This is a genomic window from Streptomyces phaeolivaceus (genome assembly GCF_009184865.1).
GTDB lineage: Bacteria > Actinomycetota > Actinomycetes > Streptomycetales > Streptomycetaceae > Streptomyces > Streptomyces phaeolivaceus.
The window spans coordinates 9,568,439-9,586,407 of sequence record NZ_CP045096.1; the positions used below are offsets into that span (position 1 = coordinate 9,568,439).

The window sequence follows — 17,969 nt, forward strand, 5'->3', positions numbered from 1 at the left end:
GAGCGATCAGAGGGGGGTGGGCGGGTGAAGACCCTGCTCATCGACAATTATGATTCGTACACGTACAACCTGTTCCAGCTGATCGCCGAGGTCAACGGCGAGGAGCCGGTCGTCGTGCTCAACGACGCTGCGGACGACGCCATTCCGGAGCTGCGGGAATGCGACAACGTGGTGGTGTCGCCGGGACCCGGCCACCCCTCGGAACCGCGTGACTTCGGTATCGCCGCCCGGCTGATCGCCGAGGCCGAGATCCCCGTCCTGGGCGTCTGCCTGGGCCATCAGGGCATCGCGGTGGGGGAGCGGGCCGACGTCGAGCCCGCCCCGTGGCCCCGGCACGGACATCTGTCCACGGTCCGGCACGACGGCCGTGACCTGTTCCGGGGCCTGCCGCAGAACTTCTCGGTCGTCCGCTACCACTCGTTGTCCGTGCGCGAGCCGCTGCCGTCGACCCTGGAGGCCACGGCCTGGTCCGAGGACGGCGTCCTCATGGGCCTGCGTCACCGCGAACGGCCGCTGTGGGGCGTCCAGTTCCACCCCGAGTCGATCCTCACCGACCACGGTCACCGCCTGCTGGTCAACTTCCGCAACCTCACGGCGGAACGGGCCGGCAGCCCGCGCACCAAGAACACCGCGGTCGCCTCCGTCGCCGGTACCCGCCACACCGAGGCGACCTCGCTCCCCGGCGCGATCCCCCGCCCCCGGCGCCCCCCGGGACCGGCCTACCGGCTGCACACCCGCCGTATCGCCGGCGCCGTGGACGCCGAGGCCGCCTTCACCCGTATGTACGCCGACGCGCCGCACGCGTTCTGGCTGGACAGCTCCCGCGTCGAGCCGGGCCTCTCCCGGTTCTCGTTCTTCGGCGACGGCAGCGGCCCGCTCGCCGAGGTCGTCCGCTACGACGTCGACAGCGGCCAGTGCGAGATCGAGCGGGAGGGACGGCCCACCCGCCGCGTCCGGGCGAGCGTCTTCGACTATCTGAAGCGGCAGCTGGCCGGCCGCAAGGTCGACGCGACCGGCCTGCCCTTCGACTTCACCGGCGGCTACGTCGGCTACTTCGGCTACGAACTCAAGGCCGACACCGGCTCCCCCAACCGGCACAAGGCCGAGACCCCGGACGCCGCCTGGCTGTTCGCGGACCGCCTGATCGCCGTGGACCACCAAGAGGGCCACACCTACGCCGTCTGCCTGTCCGAGGACACCCCGGCCGCGTCCCGTGAGGCCGGCGACTGGCTCGACACCGCGCTGGCCCAGCTGACCTTCGTCTCCTCCGACGCCACGGTCCCCCTCCGGTCGGCCTCGCAGCCCTACCCGCGCGCCGCCGAGCCCTGGCTCGTCCGCGACCGCGCCACCTACCTCGCCGACATCGACGCCTGCAAGGCGGAACTGAACGCGGGCACGAGCTACGAGATCTGCCTGACCAACGCGGCCCGGTTACCCGCTCCGTACGACCCGTACGACTTCTACCGGGTGCTGCGCCGGACCAACCCGGCCCCGTACGCCGCGTTCCTCAGGTTCGGCGACCTCGACATCGCGGGCTCGTCCCCCGAGCGCTTCCTGCGGATCACCCGCGACGGCGTCGCCGAGGCCAAGCCCATCAAGGGCACCGCTCCCCGCGGCGAGACCCCGGAGGAGGACGACCGGCTGCGCGACGAACTCGCCGCGGACGCCAAGACCCGCGCCGAGAACCTGATGATCGTCGACCTGCTCCGCAACGACCTCGGCCGGGTCTCCCGGACCGGCACCGTGAAGGTCACCCGCCTCATGGCCACCGAGACCTACGCCACCGTGCACCAGCTGGTCTCCACGGTCGAGGGCAGGCTGCGAGAGGGCACCGACGCGGTCGACTGCGTCCGGGCCTGCTTCCCCGGGGGCTCGATGACCGGCGCGCCCAAGCTCCGCACCATGGAGATCATCGACTCGCTGGAGACCGAGGCCAGAGGCGTGTACTCGGGAGCCCTCGGCTACCTCGGGTGCAGCGGCGGCGCGGACCTCAACATCGTCATCCGTACCGCCGTGTTCCAGGGCGGCCGTATGCATCTGGGCGCGGGCGGCGCGATCGTCCTCGACTCCGATCCGGCCGCCGAGTACGACGAGATGCTGCTGAAGACGGCGGCACAGATGCGGGCCCACCGGGAGCACGCCACCGCCCCGGCCGTCACCGAGGAGCCGACGCGATGACGATCACGACGACGATCACGACGACGGGCCGGCCCACCCGGCTCCCGGCCGACGCCGGCGCCCCCGGCAACCTCGCGGCCCATCTCGCCGCCCTCGCCGCACGCCGAGGCTGGAGCGACCGCCCCGCCTTCCACCAGGGCCACCGGGCCCACTCCCACGGCGAGATCCACGACCTGGCGGCCCGCACCGCCACCGTCCTCGCCGACCACGGAGTCCGCCCCGGCGACCGCGTCGTGCTCGCCCTCCCGGACTCCGTCACCTGGGTCACCACGTTCCTCGCCCTGGCCCGCCTCGGCGCGGTCGCCGTCCTGGTCAACCCCGAACTCACCCCGCCGGAACTCCAGTTCATGGCGGAGGACACGAACGCGGTCCTGTGGGTGACGGGACCCGGGCTGGCCACTTACGGTTCGGCGGGTATACCCGCGCCCCGAAAGGGGCGCGGGGCTGTGACATCTGCGGCTCCGCCGCGTGGGCGCGACCAGCCACGGACCAGCCGCACCGTCAAGACGGCCGAGCAAGCGCCGCGCCTCGGTTCCGACCAACTGATGGCCCTGAGCACCACAGCCACGCCCAGGGAACGGGCCCACCCCGTCGACGCCCACACCCCCCTCTACATCCAGTACACCTCGGGAACGACCGGCCACCCCAAGGGCGTCGTCCACGTCCACGGCGACCCCAAGACGTACCACGACCTCATCGGCCGCAGACTGCTCCGCATCACCCCGGACGACGTCACACTCTCCGTCTCCCGGCTGTACTTCGCCTACGGCTTCGGCAACGCCCTCGTCTTCCCGCTCTTCTCCGGCTCCGCCGCAGTCCTCGCCGACCGCCGTCCCACCCCCGCGGCGGTCGACGAACTCGTCGCCCGGCACCGGGTGACCCTGCTCTACTCGGTGCCGTCGGCGTACGCCGCGCTCGTCGCCGACCGGGCGGGCGGCGGCCACGAGGACTGCTTCGCCTCGGTGCGCGCGGCGGTGTCGGCCGGCGAGGGCATGCCCGCCGGACTCGGCAAGCAGGTCACCGAACTGCTCGGCGCGCCCGTCCTGGAGCAGATCGGCTCCACCGAGGCCGGACACGCCTTTTGCGCCAACAGCTTCGACCACAACCACCCCGGTACGGTCGGCCGGCCCGTCCCCGGCTTCGAGATCGAACTCCGCGACCGCGCGGGCGTCCAGGTCGCGGACGGCGAGACGGGTGAACTCTGGGTCCGCGGCCCGACGGTGACGCCCGGCTATCTCAACCGGCCCGAGGAGGACGAGCGCACCCTCGTCGGCGGCTGGCTCAACACCCGGGACCGGGCCGTCCGCGAACCCGACGGCAGCTACCGGCATCTGGGCCGCGCCGACGACATGGAGATGGTCGGCGGCATCACCGTCTCCCCGCTGGAGGTGGAGGCACTGCTGCGCACCCACCCCGGGGTCAGGGACGTCGCCGTGGCCGCCGTCACCGACGAGCGCGGCGCCAGCAGGCTGCGGGCCTTCGTCGTCCCCGTCCCGCCGATCGGGGTGGGCCTGGAGGCGGAACTGATCCGCATGGCCCGGGACCGGCTCGCCGCCTTCAAGGTCCCCCGCAGCGTCAGCTTCGTCCCCACGCTGCCCCGCACCGCGACCGGCAAGCTCCGCCGCCACCTCGTCCGCCAAGGGGCGTGGTGAGCCATGGCCGACACTCTCGTCCCCGCAGAAAGGCCCGGTCCCATGCGCGACCAGCTCCAGGCCGACCGGCCGTCCGCCCCCGTGTCCGCTCTGGCCGGCCGCGGCTTCTATCTGGGCTCGATGCTCAGAGAGGCCGCCGACCGCCACGGCCGGGTCTTCGTCACCCTGGACCGGCCCCTCGACGTCAACCCCGACCTCGGGACGGACCTCTCCTACACGGCCCTCGCCGACGTGGTCGACGAACTCTCCGGCCGACTGTGGGAAGCGGGCGTGCGCCCCTCCGAGGAGGTGGTCGTCCACAAGACCGACAACGTCGACATCGTCCTGCTGACCTGCGCGGTCTCCCGTATCGGCGCCGTCCCCGTGCTGCTGTCGCCCGGCCTCGCGGGCCCGGTGGTCGGACGGCTCCTCGAACGCCTCCACCGGCCCTGGCTGATCACCGACCGGGCCAAGCTCGAAGGCACCCTGAAGGGCGTCGACCTCGCCGGCCTCGTCCGCGGCACCCTCTCCGTCGACGACGCCCCCGGCGCCGAACCCCTCCAGAAGTACGCGGGCGCCCCCACCCCGGCGGCCGTCCGCCTCCACCCCCGCGACCCCTCCCTGATCACCCACAGCTCCGGCACCACCGGCCTGCCCAAGCTGGCCGTGCACTGCCCGAACACCATGTGGAACCGGCTCGTCCCGCAGAAGGCGATGGGCTGGCCCACCCGGGGCGAGACCGCCGCGCTGCACATGTCGTTCGTGCACTCGCGCTTCTACCATCTGCTCGGCGTCCTGCTGCACTTCGGCAGCCCGCTGGTCCTGATCATCGACCCGGAACCCTCGAACGTGGGCCCGCTGCTGGCGCGCCACCGCCCCGGCATCGTCGAGACCCACCCCAACACCTTCGTCCTGTGGGAGGAGTTGGCCGACGCGCCCGGAGCACCGCTGTCCCGCGTCCGCTCGTACGGCTCGACCTTCGACGCCATCCACCCGCGTACCGTGCAGCGGCTGCTGGACGCGTCGAAGCGGCGCTCGCCGTGGCTGATCCAGCTGTACGGGCAGAGCGAGACCGGACCGGTCGCCTTCCAGTGGTTCACCCGCCGCAGCGCCGCCCGCGCCGACGGCCGCCGGGTCGGCATCGGCATCCCCGGCTTCACCCGCGTCCGCGTCGCCGACGACGCCGGACGGAAGGTCGCCCCCGGCACCGCCGGGCGGATCGAGGCCCGCACCCGGGGCCGCATCCTCACCTACCTCGGCGCCCGCGAGCGCTATCTGCGCCAACTCGACAGCGGCTGGTGGCAGATGGGCGACATGGGCTACCAGAGCCGCTGGGGCGCCCTCTACCTCATCGACCGCGAGATCGACCAGATCGACTCCGTGCACAGCAACCTGGAGGTCGAGGACACCCTGATGTCCCGGCTGGAGGAGCTGCGCGAGGTCGTCATCGTCCCCGGCGTCGACCGCGAACCCGTCCCCGTGGTCTGCGTACGCGGCGAACGCCCGCTCGACCTGGGCCGCTGGCACGAGGCCACCGCCGATCTGCCGGCCATGGCGGAGCCCCGCCAATGGCGGTTCGAGGAACTGCCGATGACCTCCACCTGGAAGGTCAAGCGGGTCGAGATCACCCGCATGCTCACCGAGAGCACCCGCGCATGACCACCCCCGTCCCCGTTCTCGTCGTGGGCGCCGGCCCCGTGGGCCTCTCCGCCGCCCTCGCCCTGCGCGCCCACGACCTCCCCGTCACCCTGCTCGAAGCCGACCCCGAGGGCCGTGAACGCCCCGGCAGCCGCGCCCTGTTCGTGCACCGCGAGACCCTGGAACTCCTGGAGGAGGCCCACCCGGGACTCGCGGTGAAGATCGCCGCGTACGGCCGGACCTGGCACACCAAGCGCACCCTGTACCGGGGACGCGAGGTGTACGCCCGCACCTTCCCGCCGCCCACCGGCACCCCGCCCTTCACCAGCCTCCGCCAGGTCGACACCGAGCGCTTCCTGCTCGACGCCTGCCGGGACGCCGGCGTGGAGTTCGTGTGGGACGCCCGGATCAGCGGTGTACGGACCGACCCGGACGGGGTGACCCTCACCGCCGAGGACGGCCGCACCTGGAGGGCCACCCACGCCGTCGCCGCCGACGGCGCCCGCTCGGCCGTACGACGGGAACTGGGCATCCCGCTGGAGGGCACCCACGGCGAGGGCTTCCACGTCGTCGCCGACATCGCCGACATCCCCGGCGCCGAACTGCCCCTGGAACGGGTCTTCCACTACGAACACCCGGCGCTCGGCGGTCGCAGTGTCATGCGGGTGCCGTTCACCGGAGGCTTCCAACTGGACCTGCAGTGCCAAGACGACGACGCCACGGAGGAGTTCGGCACCCGGGAGGCCGTACGGCGCTGGCTCCCTCGGGTCGTCGGCGACGGCTACGGCGAGCGCGTCCTGTGGGTGTCGACCTATCGCTTCCTGCGCAAGGTCGCCGCCGCGTTCACCGACCCGCACCGCCGGGTGCTGCTGGCCGGTGAAGCCGCCCATCTCTTCCCGCCGTTCGGGGCGCGCGGCATGAACAGCGGTATCGCCGACGCGGTCGCCGCGGCCCGCGCGATCGCCGACGGCACCCCCGAGGCCGTCGACTCCTTCGCCGGGATCCGGCGCTCGGCGGGCCTGTTCAACAGCGCCGCCGCCGGCACGGCCCTGGACCATCTGCGGCCCCGGCGCCGTATCGTCCGCGTCAAGCAGCGGGCGGCGGCGGCCCTCGCCCCCGTGGTGCCCCGCTGCGGCGCCTGGCTGGAGCACGCGCCGTACGGCCCCCGGAACGGCGCCCCGGCCGTCGTGGGCCGCAAGTACTGAACCAGCGGCAGCCGGGCGACCGGCAGCGGCCATGGGACCGCAAGACCGACAGGAGCACCGAGTGACACAACCCGCCATCGCGGAAGGTCTGTCGACCTGGTCCCCCGAACACGGCCTCGTCCGCGGCGAGGCCCAGGGCGGACGCCTTCTCGTCGCGGACTCATGGCTGCTGCGCGACGGACGGGTGCGCGCCTTCGACCGGCACCGCGAGCGGTTCCTGCGGTCCTGCGGCGAGTGCGGCGCACCGCCCCTCGGGCACGTCGTCGACTTCTGGCAGGACATGACCCGCGCCCTGCCGCGCACGGGGGAGTGGTTCCCCCGCGTCGAACTCGCGGCGGGCTCCCTGGAGTTGCGGCTCCTGCTGCGGCCCGCGCCGACCATCACGGCCGACGTCCGGGTGTGGGCGGCCGGCCAGCCCGACCCGCGTACCGTGCCCCGCCGCAAGGGCCCGGACCTGGACGCCCTGGCCCGGGTGCGCCGACGGGCGTGCGGCGCCGACGCCGACGAGGCCGTGCTCATCGCGCCCTCCGGTCTGGTGCTGGAGGCCGCCAACTCCAGCCTCTTCTGGTGGGAGGACGACACGCTCTGTCTGCCGCCGCCCCGACTGCCCGTGCTCCCCGGGGTGACCATGGCCCTCGTCCAGGAGCGGGCCGCCCGCACCGGCGTCCGGCTCGCCCACCGCGAGCGCTCCCTGGCCGAGTTGGACGGCCGCGAGGTGTGGCTCGTCAACGCCCTCCACGGCATCCGCCCGGTCGCCGCCTGGACCGGGCGTCCGATGACCCCGGGACCGGCCCTCCACGCCCCGGAATGGCGGAAATGGCTGGACGATCTCATGGATCCCCTGCCGGACCACTGAATTCACAGCGATACAGAGACGCGCGAAAGCGCCGGGCCGAAAGGAAATCGGCCCGGCGCCAAAAGTCGTTACTGAATTATTCTGGAATATGTCGCCGAGGTGCTTCCAGGGTGCTCGGGCTACTTCTGAGCGGGCTGGTAAGCGCCCGGGACCATCCGGGTCGCGATGGCGATCCGGTTGTACGCGTTGATCACGGTGGCCGCCCAGATCAGCGCCGCGACCTGCTCCTCGTCGAACACCTCCGCCGCCTCGGCGTAGACCTCGTCGGGCACATGACCGTCGGTGACCAGCGTCACGGCCTCGGTCAACGCCAGGGCGGCGCGCTCGCGGACGGTGAAGAAGGGGGTCTCGCGCCAGGCGCTGAGGGCGTAGATCCGCTGCTCGGTCTCGCCCTGCGCGCGGGCGTCCTTGGTGTGCATGTCCAGGCAGAACGCGCAGCCGTTGATCTGCGACGCGCGAATGCGTATCAGTTCGAGGATCTCGGGCTCGACCTTCGCGTCCCGGGCCGCGGAAACGGCGGCGCCGTGCAGGGCGCCCATCGCTCCGGACACATCGGGGGTGATTTTCTTGAGGGCCACACGAGAGGGGGAATCGCTGTTGCTCATGGGGAGAACTCTATATCCGAATTCCCGGCTGTGTAACTGTTTCGTCTCGACCCGGGCCCGCCCACAACCGTTGCGCCCGAACATCTGTCTAGGCAGGCAGGACCAGCGAAACGCGTGAAGGGAAAGGCCCGCCATGGGGGACATAGGCAGAAGAGCCGCAGTCGGACTCACCGTCACCGGACTGCTCACACCGCTCACACTCGCGATGGGCATCACGCCCGCGCAGGCGGCGAGTTGTACGACGTCGACGGGCCCGTACCAGAAGCAGGTGGAGAAGTTCCTCGGCCGGCCGGTCGACGGCAAGCAGTCCGCCGCCGACTGCAAGGCGATCAAGGCCTTCCAGACCAAGCACGGCATCACGCCGAACATCGGCTACGCGGGATCCGTCACCTGGGGCGTGATGGACCTGATGAACAAGCAGAAGGCCGTGGGCAAGAACCCCAACAAGGCCGGCAAGTGCCCCACGAACAAGGGCCGTATCGCCTGTGTGAACCTCACGCTCCAGCTGAGCTGGATCCAGGACGGCAACAAGCTCGTCTACGGGCCCGTCCCGGTCCGCACCGGCCGCGACGGCTACGAGACCCGCACCGGCCTGAAGAAGATCTACTGGCGGAACATCGACCACGTGTCGTCGATCTACCACGTGCCCATGCCCTACGCCCAGTTCTTCGACGGAGGCCAGGCCTTCCACTCCGTCGGCGTCAGCATGTGGAACCCGCCCGGCTCCCACGGCTGCACCAACATGACCAAGACCGACGCCAAGAAGTACTGGTCGCTGCTGAAGACGGGCGACGACGTCTTCGTGTACGGCCGCAAGCCGGGCACCTGACGGACAGCCAGGAGCCCGGCCCGACGACCGTGGCGAAACGTCACGCCTGGGGCGCGTCCCCGAAGTCCGGGATCTCCAGCCGTACCCCGCCCTGCCGCGCGGACTCGTGCGCGACGATGCCCGGCAGGGTGTAGCGGGCCGCCACCCAGGCGTTCACCGAGGGCAGCGTCCGGGTGTTCACGGCGGTCACGAAGTCGTCCACCAGGAAGTGGTGGCTGCCCTCGTGCCCGTTGTGCAGTTCGTCGAACTCCCGCGGCAGCCGCGACCGGTCGTGCACCGGCGCCGACCCGGAGGTGAAGGCGGCCCGCAGATCCGGCGCGATGTGCTGGAGCGAGGGGTGGTCGGGGGACAGGGTGGGCTTGGGCTCCAGGAGTTCACTGATGTCCTCGACCCCCTTCTTGTCCTGCCAGAACGCGACCGTGGCGAGCTGCTCCATGCTGGCGTCCGTACCGAAGAAGCGGAACCGCGACTCCCGGATCTGTGAGGGGTAGCCGACCCGCCGGAACTCGTTCGTCCGGAACGAACCGCCGCCCGCCACCTCGAACAGCGCGGTCGCGTTGGAGAAGTCGTTGCCGAACTGGCTGACCTCCTTGTCGAACACCCCGTCCCCGCGCTCGTCCACGACGCCGATCGCGGACACGCTGACCGCGTGCGTCTGCCAGGCGCCGAGCACCCCGCCCACCGAGTGCGTCGGGTACAGCAGCGGGGGATAGCTGGCGGTCGCCTTCCACTCCTCGCCGCCGCTGTACTGGTACGCCTCGTAGAACCCCAGATCCATGTCGTGGACGTAGTCGCCCTCGGCGTAGAAGATCCGCCCGAACGCCCCTTCGGCAATCTGGTTCCGGGCGTGCACGGTCGCCGGGTTGTACTGACTCGTCTCACCCATCATGTACGTCAGCCCGGTCGCCCGGACCGCGTCGATGATCGCCGCGATCTCGTCGGCGGTGATCGCCATGGGCACCGCGGAGTAGACGTGCTTGCCGGCCGAGAGGCCCTGGAGCACCAGCGGCCCGTGCGTCCAGCGCTGGGTGAAGATCGCGACCGCGTCGACGGCCGGTGACTCCAGCATCGCCTCGTACGACGGGAAGGTGCCGGCCAACCCCTGGGCGGCCACGAGCTCCTCCGCCCGCTCGGGCAGCAGATCGGTGACGTAGACGTCACCGACGCCCGGGTGCGCCTGGAACAGCGTGGCGAACTGGCCGGAGAACTGGCCGGCGCCGACGATGCCGAGGGAGAACGTCATGGATGAAATGTCCTTCACTGGTCGAGAATCAGGTTGATCTGGTCGTTGGTCTCGTCGAGGCCGCTCACCGGTGCCCCGTTGCCGTAGATGTCCTCCATCGCGGGCTGCATGAGCGCGGTGACGTCCGCCGCGTAGTTGGTGATCGGGTACGAGAAGGTCCGGAAGTCCCGCTTGTCGGCGACCGGTTCGGTGAAGGCCGACACATCGAGGCCCTTCTTCTCGTACGCGGCGACGGCGGCCTCGGTGCCGGCCGGGGTGGCGGGGAAGACGACCCCGTACCGGCCGACCACGGTCTGGCAGGCGTCGGAGGCCAGATACGCCACCCACTTCCGGGCGCCCGCCTTGTTCTTGGACGCCTTGGTGATGGAGTCGGCGAGGCCGTTCATCATGGTGGCGCGCCTGCCGCTCGGCCCGGCCGGAGTGACGGCGGAGCCGATCTCCATCCCCTTGAAACCGGCGTAGGTGGAGATCATCCAGGCACCGTCGAAGGTGACGGCGGCCTTGCCCGCGGCGATCTGGGTGTTGGCCTGGTTGGACTGGACGTTGTAGTCGGCGAAGGGAACCATGTAGCCCTTCTCCGCCAGCCCGAAGTACCACTCGATCACGGACTGGAAGGTCGCGCTGTCGTACTGGTACTTCGTGCCCCAGCGGGCCTTGTCGGTGTAGCTCCAGCCCGCCGACCCGGCGAAGGGGCTCCACTGGGTCTGCCCGTCGGCGTAGCCGCCGCCGTTGCTGGCCAGGCCGTACACCTTGACGTTGTCCTTGTCGAAGCCGGGCTCGTCGCCGCGCCTGCCCTTGTCGTCGACGGTGAGGTGGGCGACGGCCTTCTCGAAGGTGCCGCCGTCCTCGGGGTTCCAGGACAGGCCGTTCAGCTCGCCGGCGGTGAGACCCGCGTCCTTCACCATCGCCTTGTTGTAGAAGAGCCCCACGGTGTCCCAGTCCTTGGGGGCGCCGTAGCGGTGGCCGTCCTGGCCGATCCAGTTGGCGGCCAGCCCCGGTTGGTAGTCGGACTCGTCGATGCCCAGGTCGTCCAGCGGTTCGAGGACCTGGAGGTCGGCGAACTGGCCGAACTTCTGGATGTGGTCGGTGAACACGTCCGGCTGGGTGCCCGCGATGAACCCGGCGGTGAGCTTGGTCCAGTAGTCGCTCCACCCCAACTGGGTGATCCTCACCTTCAGTCCGGGGTTCTCCTTCGCGAACCCCTTGGCGCAGGCCTGGTAGGCGGGCACCTGGTTGGCGTCCCACAGCCAGTACGTCACCGTGTTCGAGGACGCCCCGGTGCCGTCGCCCTGGGCGCAGCCGGTCACCAGGGACAGCGTCAGCGCCCCGGCCCATGCGGTCAGCGTACGAAGTCGCATCTGCGTTCCCTCACTTGATCCCGGTGAAGCCGATGGAGCTGACGATGCGGCGGGCGGAGGCGGCGAAGAGCACCAGCATCGGCAGCGCGGCGATCAGCGTCGCGGCGGTGAGCCCCGACCAGTCCACGCCGGTCGCCGGGGTCTGCGCCCGGAAGATCGCCAGCGCCACGGTCAGCACCCGGGAGCCGTCGCTGTAACTGACCATCAGCGGCCAGAAGTAGTCGTTCCAGGAGGTGATGTACGTCAGCACCGCCAGCGTGAGGATCCGGGTGGACGCCATCGGCAGGATCACCCGGAAGAAGATCCGGACCTTCCCGGCCCCGTCGAGGAACGCCGCCTCCTCGACCTCGTGCGGGATGTTCATGAAGAACTGGCGGAGGAAGAAGATCGCGAACGGCGTCATGAACAGGCTGGGCAGCGCGATGCCGAGCAGCGAGTCCACCAGGTGCAGTTGCTTGATGAGTACGAAGTTCGGCAGCAGCGTGAAGATGGTCGGCACCATCAGCCCGGCCAGGAACAGCCCGAACACCTGGTCACGGCCCCGCCAGCGCAGCCGCGCGAACGCGTACGCGGCCATCGCGGAGAAGAAGATCTGACAGCCGGTGATCAGCGTCGAGACGATCACCGAGTTGACCAGATACCGCCAGAAGTCCAGTCCGCCGCCCGTCCCGCCCTGCGCGATCGCCTCCTCCGCCGACTGGAGTCCGAGCGCCCGCTCGAAACCGCTGGTGGTGAGATCGACGGGCAGCGGGTTCGCGGGATCCGCGCCGAGGCCGGCGTTGGTGGAGAGCGCGGTGCGCAGGATCCAGTAGAAGGGCAGCAGGGTGATCAGCACGATCAGCCCCATCACGGTCCAGGCGGCTGCCCGTCCGAGGGAGAGGCGGCGCCTCGTCGGCCGTACGGCCGGCATGTCTGTCGGCGTCGGTGGTGTCGTCGCTGTGGTGGCGGCCATGTCGGTGTCTCCCTTCCGTCAGCCGAGTCCGTCAGCCGAGGTCGCTTCGGCCGGCCCTGGTGAGCCGGTACTGCAGGACGGTGATCGCGCTGAGCACGACCAGCAGGGCGACGGACATCGCCGAGGCGTAGCCGAACTGGAAGCGGCCGAACGCGGAGCCGTAGATGTAGAACTGCAGGACGTTGGTCGCGTTCGCGGGACCGCCCGCCGTGGTCACCGCCACGGTGTCGAACACCTGGAACGATCCGATCACCGTCATGATCAGCACCACCGCCAGCACCGGACGCAGCAGCGGCAGGGTGACCCGCCAGAACATCCGCCACTCGCTCGCGCCGTCCACCCTCGCCGCCTCGTACACGTCGTTCGGGATCGCCTGGAGCCCGGCGAACAGGAGCAGCGCCGTGTAGCCGACGTGCCGCCACACGTTGATCAGGGCGATGGTGGGGATGGCCCAGGTCTCGTCGGCGAGGAACGGGATGCGGTCCACGCCGAGAGCGCCGATGATCTCGTTGCCGATGCCGAGCTGGGTGTCGAGGATCCACAGCCAGACCAGACCGGCGACCACGTTCGACATCAGATACGGCGTGAGCACGATGCCGCGCAGCAGCGCCGACTGGGTAAGCCGCTGGAGCAGTACGGCGATGGCGAGCGCGGCGACCGTCTGCACCCCGATGTTGAGGATCACGTACTCGACCGTGACCCCCAGTGAGTCCCAGAAGATCGGGTCGTTGACCATCCGGACGTAGTTGTCGAGGCCCACCCACTCCGCCGGGGTGAGCAGGTTGAAGCGGGTGAAGCTCAGATAGACGCCCCGCAGGGTCGGCCAGAGCAGGAAGACCAGGAAGCCGAGCATCGCCGGGGCGATGAAGACGGCGGCCAGGACACCGTCGCCTCGCCTGCGGAACGGTGGACTGCTGGAGGCGATGGTCATCGGTGCTCCCTCGTAGGCTGCGCTGCCTCATCCATCGGGTGTCGAACTCCGCCACTTACTTTTGTCGCGAAAGAATTGCCGCGTCAAGGGATGGGAGAACATCTTTTCCGAGGGGGGTCATGGACCTGGAGTGAGTTTATTGTTTCCATGACGGAAGAAATCTGGTGTGGGAGTCTGACCCTCATGACCGCACTCGCTGCCAGTTGGCTGCCGCTCAGCACCGGAGAACGCGCGGTGGCGATCGAGGTGCTCGTGCACGGCCCGCTCTCGCGCACGGAACTCGCCCGGCGGCTCGGCCTGTCCGCCGGCAGCCTCACCCGGCTGACCAAACCGCTGATCGAGTCGGGGCTCCTGGTCGAGACCCCCGAGGGTGCGGCCCTCCCCGAGGTCCGGCAGGGGCGACCCTCGCAGCCGCTGGACATCGTCGCCGAGTCCCGTTCCTTCATCGGCTTCAAGATCACCGAAGACATGGTGTACGCCGTCGTCACCACGCTCCGGAGCGAGATCGTCACCCGGTACGACCGCCCGCTCACCACCCATGACCCGGAGCGGGTCGCCGACCTGCTCGCCGCGATGGCCGCCGAACTCGCCCGCACCCACCCCTCCCTCGCCGGGATCGGCGTCGGGGTCGGCGGGTTCGTGCGCCGTCGCGCGGTGGTCGGGGAGTCACCCTTCCTGTCCTGGCGCGACGTCCCGCTGGCCGAACTCGTCGAGGAACGCACCGGGTTGCCGGTGGTCGTCGAGAACGACGTCGCCGCACTCGTCGAGGCCGAGACCTGGTTCGGCGCCGGGCGCGGCCTCGAACGGTTCGTCGTCCTCACCATCGGCGCGGGCATCGGCTACGGGCTGGTGCTGGGCGGGAAACGGGTGGCGTACGCCGAGGAGGACCGGGGGTTCGGCCGCCACTGGATCGTCGACCCGTCCGGGCCGCTCACCCCCGACGGGGAGCGCGGCAGCGCCGTCTCCCTGCTGAGCATCCCCAGCATCCGCTACCAGGTGCAGGCGGCGACCGGACGCGAGGTGACGTACGACGAGATCCTCGCCGGGGCGGCCGGGGGCGAGCCGATGTGTGTGCGGATCGTCACGGAGGCGGGGCGGGCGCTGGGCATGCTGGTCGCCCAGATCGCCAACTTCGTGATGCCGCAGAAGATCCTGCTCGCGGGGGAGGGGGTGGGGCTGATGGGGGTCGCGGGAGGGGCCGTGGACGAGGCCGTGCGGGCCCATCGGCATCCGCTGGCCGCGCCCGTCCCCTTGGAGACGAAGGTGTCCGACTTCCATGACTGGGCGCGTGGGGCGGCCGTGCTGGCCATTCAGGTCCTCGTGCTCGGGACCGTGGAGCCGTAAACGCAGAGTGATCAGCTTCACGGTCCGTAATGTCTGAAGTGGGACCTTTACTCACATCGGCTTCACGTTCGAGGACATATGGTTTACACCATGTCCACTACCCCTGATGTCGTCCTGGAAAGAACGGAAGCGGCGGAATCGTCGGCGCGAACGGCCGACGAGGTCAACGCGGAGATCCGGGCGCTCTGGTTCCGGAGCGGTGGGACGTTGAACAGGGAGCAGCGGAGCGAGTACGAGCGCCTGGTTCTCGAGTGGGCCGCCGCCTCGTAGTCGGTTCTTCGGTTTCGGGCCGGCCCCGCACCCCTGACAGGGGTGCGGGGCCGGCCTGCTAGCTCCAGGTCTGTGAGTACTGGCGGCGGTACGCCTGGCGGTCCTGTTCCGTGCGGATGAAGCGGGTGGCCGCGAGGGCGACCATGCTGCCGGCGACCACCAGAAGACCGGGGCCGACGTTGCGGGGGTCGGCGAGGCGGTCGAGGAGATCGGATGCGGCCCCGATGGATTCCAGCGACCCCGGTTCGGCCGTGCCCGGGGCGGCGGCGCCCTGGGAGTCGTCGTCCGAGGAGCCGTCGGCCGCGGCGGTCGGCCGGGCCGCGGACTGCGGCAGGCCCGTCAGCTGGACACCGAGATCGTCGAGGGCCTCGGACAGCGGCTGGAAGAACGTCGTACCGCCCTCCTCGCAGTCGCCGTTGCCGCCCGAGGTCACACCCAGGGCCACGCCCTCCGAGAAGAGCGGGCCGCCGCTGTCGCCCGGCTCGGCGCAGACCGTGGTCTCGATGAGGCCGCTGACCGTGCCCTCGGGGTAGTTGACCGTGGCGTCGAGACCGGTCACCTCGCCGTTGCGGAAGCCGCTGGTGCTGCCGCTGCGGAACACCCGCTGCCCGACCGCCGCTTCACCGACCGACGTGATCCGCACCCCGCGGCCGTCACCGACCGAGACGACGTTGGTCTTGTTGCTCGGCGCGTCCTGGAGGTACTGGACGAGCGAGAAGTCACCCCCGGGGAAGTTGGACTCGGTCGTCCGGCCGATCTCCTGCCGGCCCTGGTTGTCCGAGAACCACACGGAACCGGCCGGACCGCAGTGCCCGGCGGTCAGCATGAAGTCGTTCTCGCCGTCGGTCACATTGAAACCGATCGAACAGCGCCCGCCCGTACCGAAGATGGGCTGGGCGCCGTTGAGCCGCATCGTGTACGCGCCCTCGGTGCGCTCCATCCGCACCGACCCGCCGATCTCCTCGGCCAGGTCGGTCAGACTCGACCAGTCCTTCTTGGAGACCGTGCTGTCGGCCCGCACCACGACCTCGTTGGAGGCCGGGTCGACGGCCCACGAGGTGCCCGACACCCGGGGCGCCGAACGCAGCGCCTCGGTGGCGGACCTCAGGTCGTCGCCGCTGAACTCGACCATCTTGGGGCGGGCGCCCGCCTTCTCGACCTCGGCCGCCGCCTTCTCGTCGGTGACCGCGACGACCGGCTCGCCGTCCTCGGCGATCCAGGTGCCCGCCGTGCGTTCGGAGCCGAGTTCGGTCACCAGACCGTTCCCCGTACCGGACGCCGCGAGCACCGCACTCCGGGTCGCGGGCGGGGAGGTGGTGGGTTCGGTCGCCATCGCCGCCTGCGTCACCATCAGGGCTCCGCAGATCAGTCCACCGGCGGCCGTCAGCCGCGTCACCCGCTTCACGACTCGTCGTCGTGCGTGCCTCATTGCCTGGCTCCCGAACCCCGTCCGACACGGTGTCAACACCGCCAGGGCGTCCGGTCCTTGAGCGCCCTCCTTCCATACGTGCGGCGGTCCGCACCTGTTCACCAGACCGCGTCCACGTATCCCAACGTCCGGTTCATGGCGATCGCGCGCTCGTTGGCCGGATGGTGCACGGTACGGACCGTGCTGACCCCGCAGATCCCGGCGAACCCGATGCCGAAGGTCTTCATGGCCACCGAGATGCCCCGGCCCCGGTGACAGGCCCGCACCCCGGTCATCTCGTTGAACACGAACCCGGACCCGCGCCGGTCCGAGGTGGCCGCCATACCGACCCACCGGTCGCCGTCGAGGGCCAGCACCACCCCGCGCGGATCGTAGGCGGGCACCTCGAAGCGGAGCCGGTGGTACTCGTCGTACCCGAAGAAGTCACCGCGCCCGGGGATGTCCGCCGAGCACTCCTTGTTGAGGTCGTACAACTCCCGGCGGTGCTCCGAGGTGTCGCCCACCTCCGAGAGCGTCGTCAGCCGGATGCCCGTGGTACGGCACTTGTCGACATACGGCTGGAAACGGGCCAGGTCGAAGTCGGTGACGTCCAGTTGGAGCCGGACCCGTTCCGTCGCCATCAGCGCTTGCCTCCCACTCCGCAGTACATGGCCACTTCCGACGGTTCCCCGGCGGTGGGATCACCGGTGCTCTCCGGCCGCCAGCGGGTGCACGAGACGACTCCCGGCTCCAGGAGGTCGAGCCCCTCGAAGAACCCGGCGATCACCTCCGGGGTGCGCTGGGTGAGCGGCGGGATGCCGTTCTCGTTCCACCAGGCGGCGGCGATGTCCACGCCCGGCCAGTCCGGGCTGGTGATGGTGTGCGAGAGCACCAGATGGCTGCCGCCGGGCAGGGCGTCCATCAGCCGGCGCACGATGCCGTTCGGGTCCTCGTCGTCACGGATGAAGGCCAGCACGTCGAGCAGCATCAGCGCGACCGGCCGGGTCAGGTCCAGGGTGCGCGCGGCGTGTTCGAGGATCGAGTCGACATTGCGCAGATCCTCGTCGACATGGTCCGTACGGCCCTCGGGCGCGCTGGTCAGCAGGGCGCGGGCGTGCACCAGGACCAGCGGGTCGTTGTCGACGTAGACGATCCGGGAGTCCGGGGCGATCTGCTGGGCGACCTCGTGGGTGTTCTCCGCGGTCGGCAGCCCGGCGCCGATGTCCAGGAACTGCCGCATCCCCGCCTCGGCCGCCAGATGACGCACGGCCCGCCCCAGGAACTGCCGGTCCGCGCGGGCGTAGTCCTCGATGGTCGGGTGCAGCCGGCGTATCTCGTCCCCGGCCCTCCGGTCGACCTCGTAGTAGTCCCCGCCGCCGAGCCAGTAGTTCCAGATGCGTGCCGCGACCGGCCGTGTGGTGACGATTCGGCTGTTCAGTGCCGCGAAGGGGAAGTCCGAGGCTGCCGGGTTGTCCGTCACGACGTCAACTCCTGGATCTTCTGTGAAGGTGCTTCATCCAA

General features: G+C 70.5%; 16 protein-coding genes. 8 read left to right on the forward strand and 8 right to left on the reverse strand.

Annotation, left to right across the window (positions count from 1 at the left end; genetic code table 11):
* Nucleotides 1-24 precede the first annotated feature (24 nt).
* The 5 genes from pabB (at nt 25) to F9278_RS43570 (ending at nt 7,508) form a co-directional block, all read left to right on the forward strand.
* Entirely contained in the window at nt 25-2,178 is a 2,154-nt protein-coding gene (pabB, locus tag F9278_RS43550) for an aminodeoxychorismate synthase component I (RefSeq protein WP_152173244.1), read from the forward strand.
* Entirely contained in the window at nt 2,175-3,830 is a 1,656-nt protein-coding gene (locus F9278_RS43555) for a benzoate-CoA ligase family protein (RefSeq protein WP_152173245.1), read from the forward strand. Before pabB ends, F9278_RS43555 begins: the two co-directional genes overlap by 4 nt.
* A gap of 3 nt (nt 3,831-3,833) precedes the next feature.
* Nucleotides 3,834-5,468, forward strand: a complete 1,635-nt coding sequence (locus F9278_RS43560) for a class I adenylate-forming enzyme family protein (protein WP_152173246.1) — start codon at nt 3,834-3,836, stop codon at nt 5,466-5,468.
* Complete coding sequence (locus F9278_RS43565; protein ID WP_152173247.1) at nt 5,465-6,652, forward strand: FAD-dependent monooxygenase; 1,188 nt, start codon at nt 5,465-5,467, stop codon at nt 6,650-6,652. The genes F9278_RS43560 and F9278_RS43565 overlap by 4 nt, the downstream gene beginning before the upstream one ends.
* Before the next feature lie 61 nt (nt 6,653-6,713).
* On the forward strand, nt 6,714-7,508 hold the full coding sequence (locus tag F9278_RS43570) for an aminotransferase class IV (RefSeq protein WP_152173248.1): 795 nt from the start codon (nt 6,714-6,716) through the stop codon (nt 7,506-7,508).
* 119 nt (nt 7,509-7,627) lie between these two features.
* Here the strand turns inward: F9278_RS43570 and F9278_RS43575 are convergent, their stop codons facing one another.
* Complete coding sequence (locus F9278_RS43575; protein WP_152173249.1) at nt 7,628-8,113, reverse strand: carboxymuconolactone decarboxylase family protein; 486 nt, start codon at nt 8,111-8,113, stop codon at nt 7,628-7,630.
* Between the two features lie 133 nt (nt 8,114-8,246).
* On the opposite strand from F9278_RS43575, the gene F9278_RS43580 reads away from it, so the two are divergent.
* Nucleotides 8,247-8,942, forward strand: coding sequence for a L,D-transpeptidase family protein (locus F9278_RS43580; protein ID WP_152173250.1), 696 nt, complete (start codon nt 8,247-8,249; stop codon nt 8,940-8,942).
* Nucleotides 8,943-8,982: 40 nt separating this feature from the next.
* Here the strand turns inward: F9278_RS43580 and F9278_RS43585 are convergent, their stop codons facing one another.
* Genes F9278_RS43585 through F9278_RS43600 form a run of 4 tightly spaced genes read right to left on the reverse strand, consistent with a single transcriptional unit; the run spans nt 8,983 to nt 13,426 of the window.
* The gene (locus F9278_RS43585; RefSeq protein WP_152173251.1) at nt 8,983-10,185 is read right to left on the reverse strand and encodes a Gfo/Idh/MocA family protein; all 1,203 of its coding nucleotides are present in this window, start codon (nt 10,183-10,185) and stop codon (nt 8,983-8,985) included.
* 14 nt (nt 10,186-10,199) lie between these two features.
* On the reverse strand, nt 10,200-11,543 hold the full coding sequence (locus tag F9278_RS43590) for an ABC transporter substrate-binding protein (RefSeq protein ID WP_152173252.1): 1,344 nt from the start codon (nt 11,541-11,543) through the stop codon (nt 10,200-10,202).
* 10 nt (nt 11,544-11,553) lie between these two features.
* Nucleotides 11,554-12,495 carry a carbohydrate ABC transporter permease gene (locus F9278_RS43595; protein WP_193241905.1) on the reverse strand — a complete coding sequence of 314 codons (942 nt, stop codon included), beginning with the start codon at nt 12,493-12,495 and terminating at the stop codon, nt 11,554-11,556.
* 31 nt (nt 12,496-12,526) lie between these two features.
* Nucleotides 12,527-13,426, reverse strand: a complete 900-nt coding sequence (locus F9278_RS43600; protein ID WP_152173253.1) for a carbohydrate ABC transporter permease — start codon at nt 13,424-13,426, stop codon at nt 12,527-12,529.
* Between the two features lie 183 nt (nt 13,427-13,609).
* On the opposite strand from F9278_RS43600, the gene F9278_RS43605 reads away from it, so the two are divergent.
* Both F9278_RS43605 and F9278_RS43610 read left to right on the forward strand, forming a co-directional pair.
* Entirely contained in the window at nt 13,610-14,770 is a 1,161-nt protein-coding gene (locus F9278_RS43605) for an ROK family transcriptional regulator (protein WP_152173254.1), read from the forward strand.
* Between the two features lie 78 nt (nt 14,771-14,848).
* Complete coding sequence (locus tag F9278_RS43610; RefSeq protein ID WP_193241906.1) at nt 14,849-15,040, forward strand: hypothetical protein; 192 nt, start codon at nt 14,849-14,851, stop codon at nt 15,038-15,040.
* Nucleotides 15,041-15,098: 58 nt separating this feature from the next.
* Here the strand turns inward: F9278_RS43610 and F9278_RS43615 are convergent, their stop codons facing one another.
* The 3 genes from F9278_RS43615 to F9278_RS43625 form a co-directional block, all read right to left on the reverse strand.
* Nucleotides 15,099-16,469 carry a S1 family peptidase gene (locus F9278_RS43615; RefSeq protein ID WP_193241907.1) on the reverse strand — a complete coding sequence of 457 codons (1,371 nt, stop codon included), beginning with the start codon at nt 16,467-16,469 and terminating at the stop codon, nt 15,099-15,101.
* Nucleotides 16,470-16,567: 98 nt separating this feature from the next.
* Entirely contained in the window at nt 16,568-17,089 is a 522-nt protein-coding gene (locus F9278_RS47860; protein ID WP_226967194.1) for a GNAT family N-acetyltransferase, read from the reverse strand.
* Nucleotides 17,089-17,928: an SAM-dependent methyltransferase gene (locus F9278_RS43625; protein WP_152173256.1), complete on the reverse strand. Its 840-nt coding sequence runs from the start codon at nt 17,926-17,928 to the stop codon at nt 17,089-17,091. Before F9278_RS43625 ends, F9278_RS47860 begins: the two co-directional genes overlap by 1 nt.
* Between the last annotated feature and the right edge of the window lie 41 nt (nt 17,929-17,969).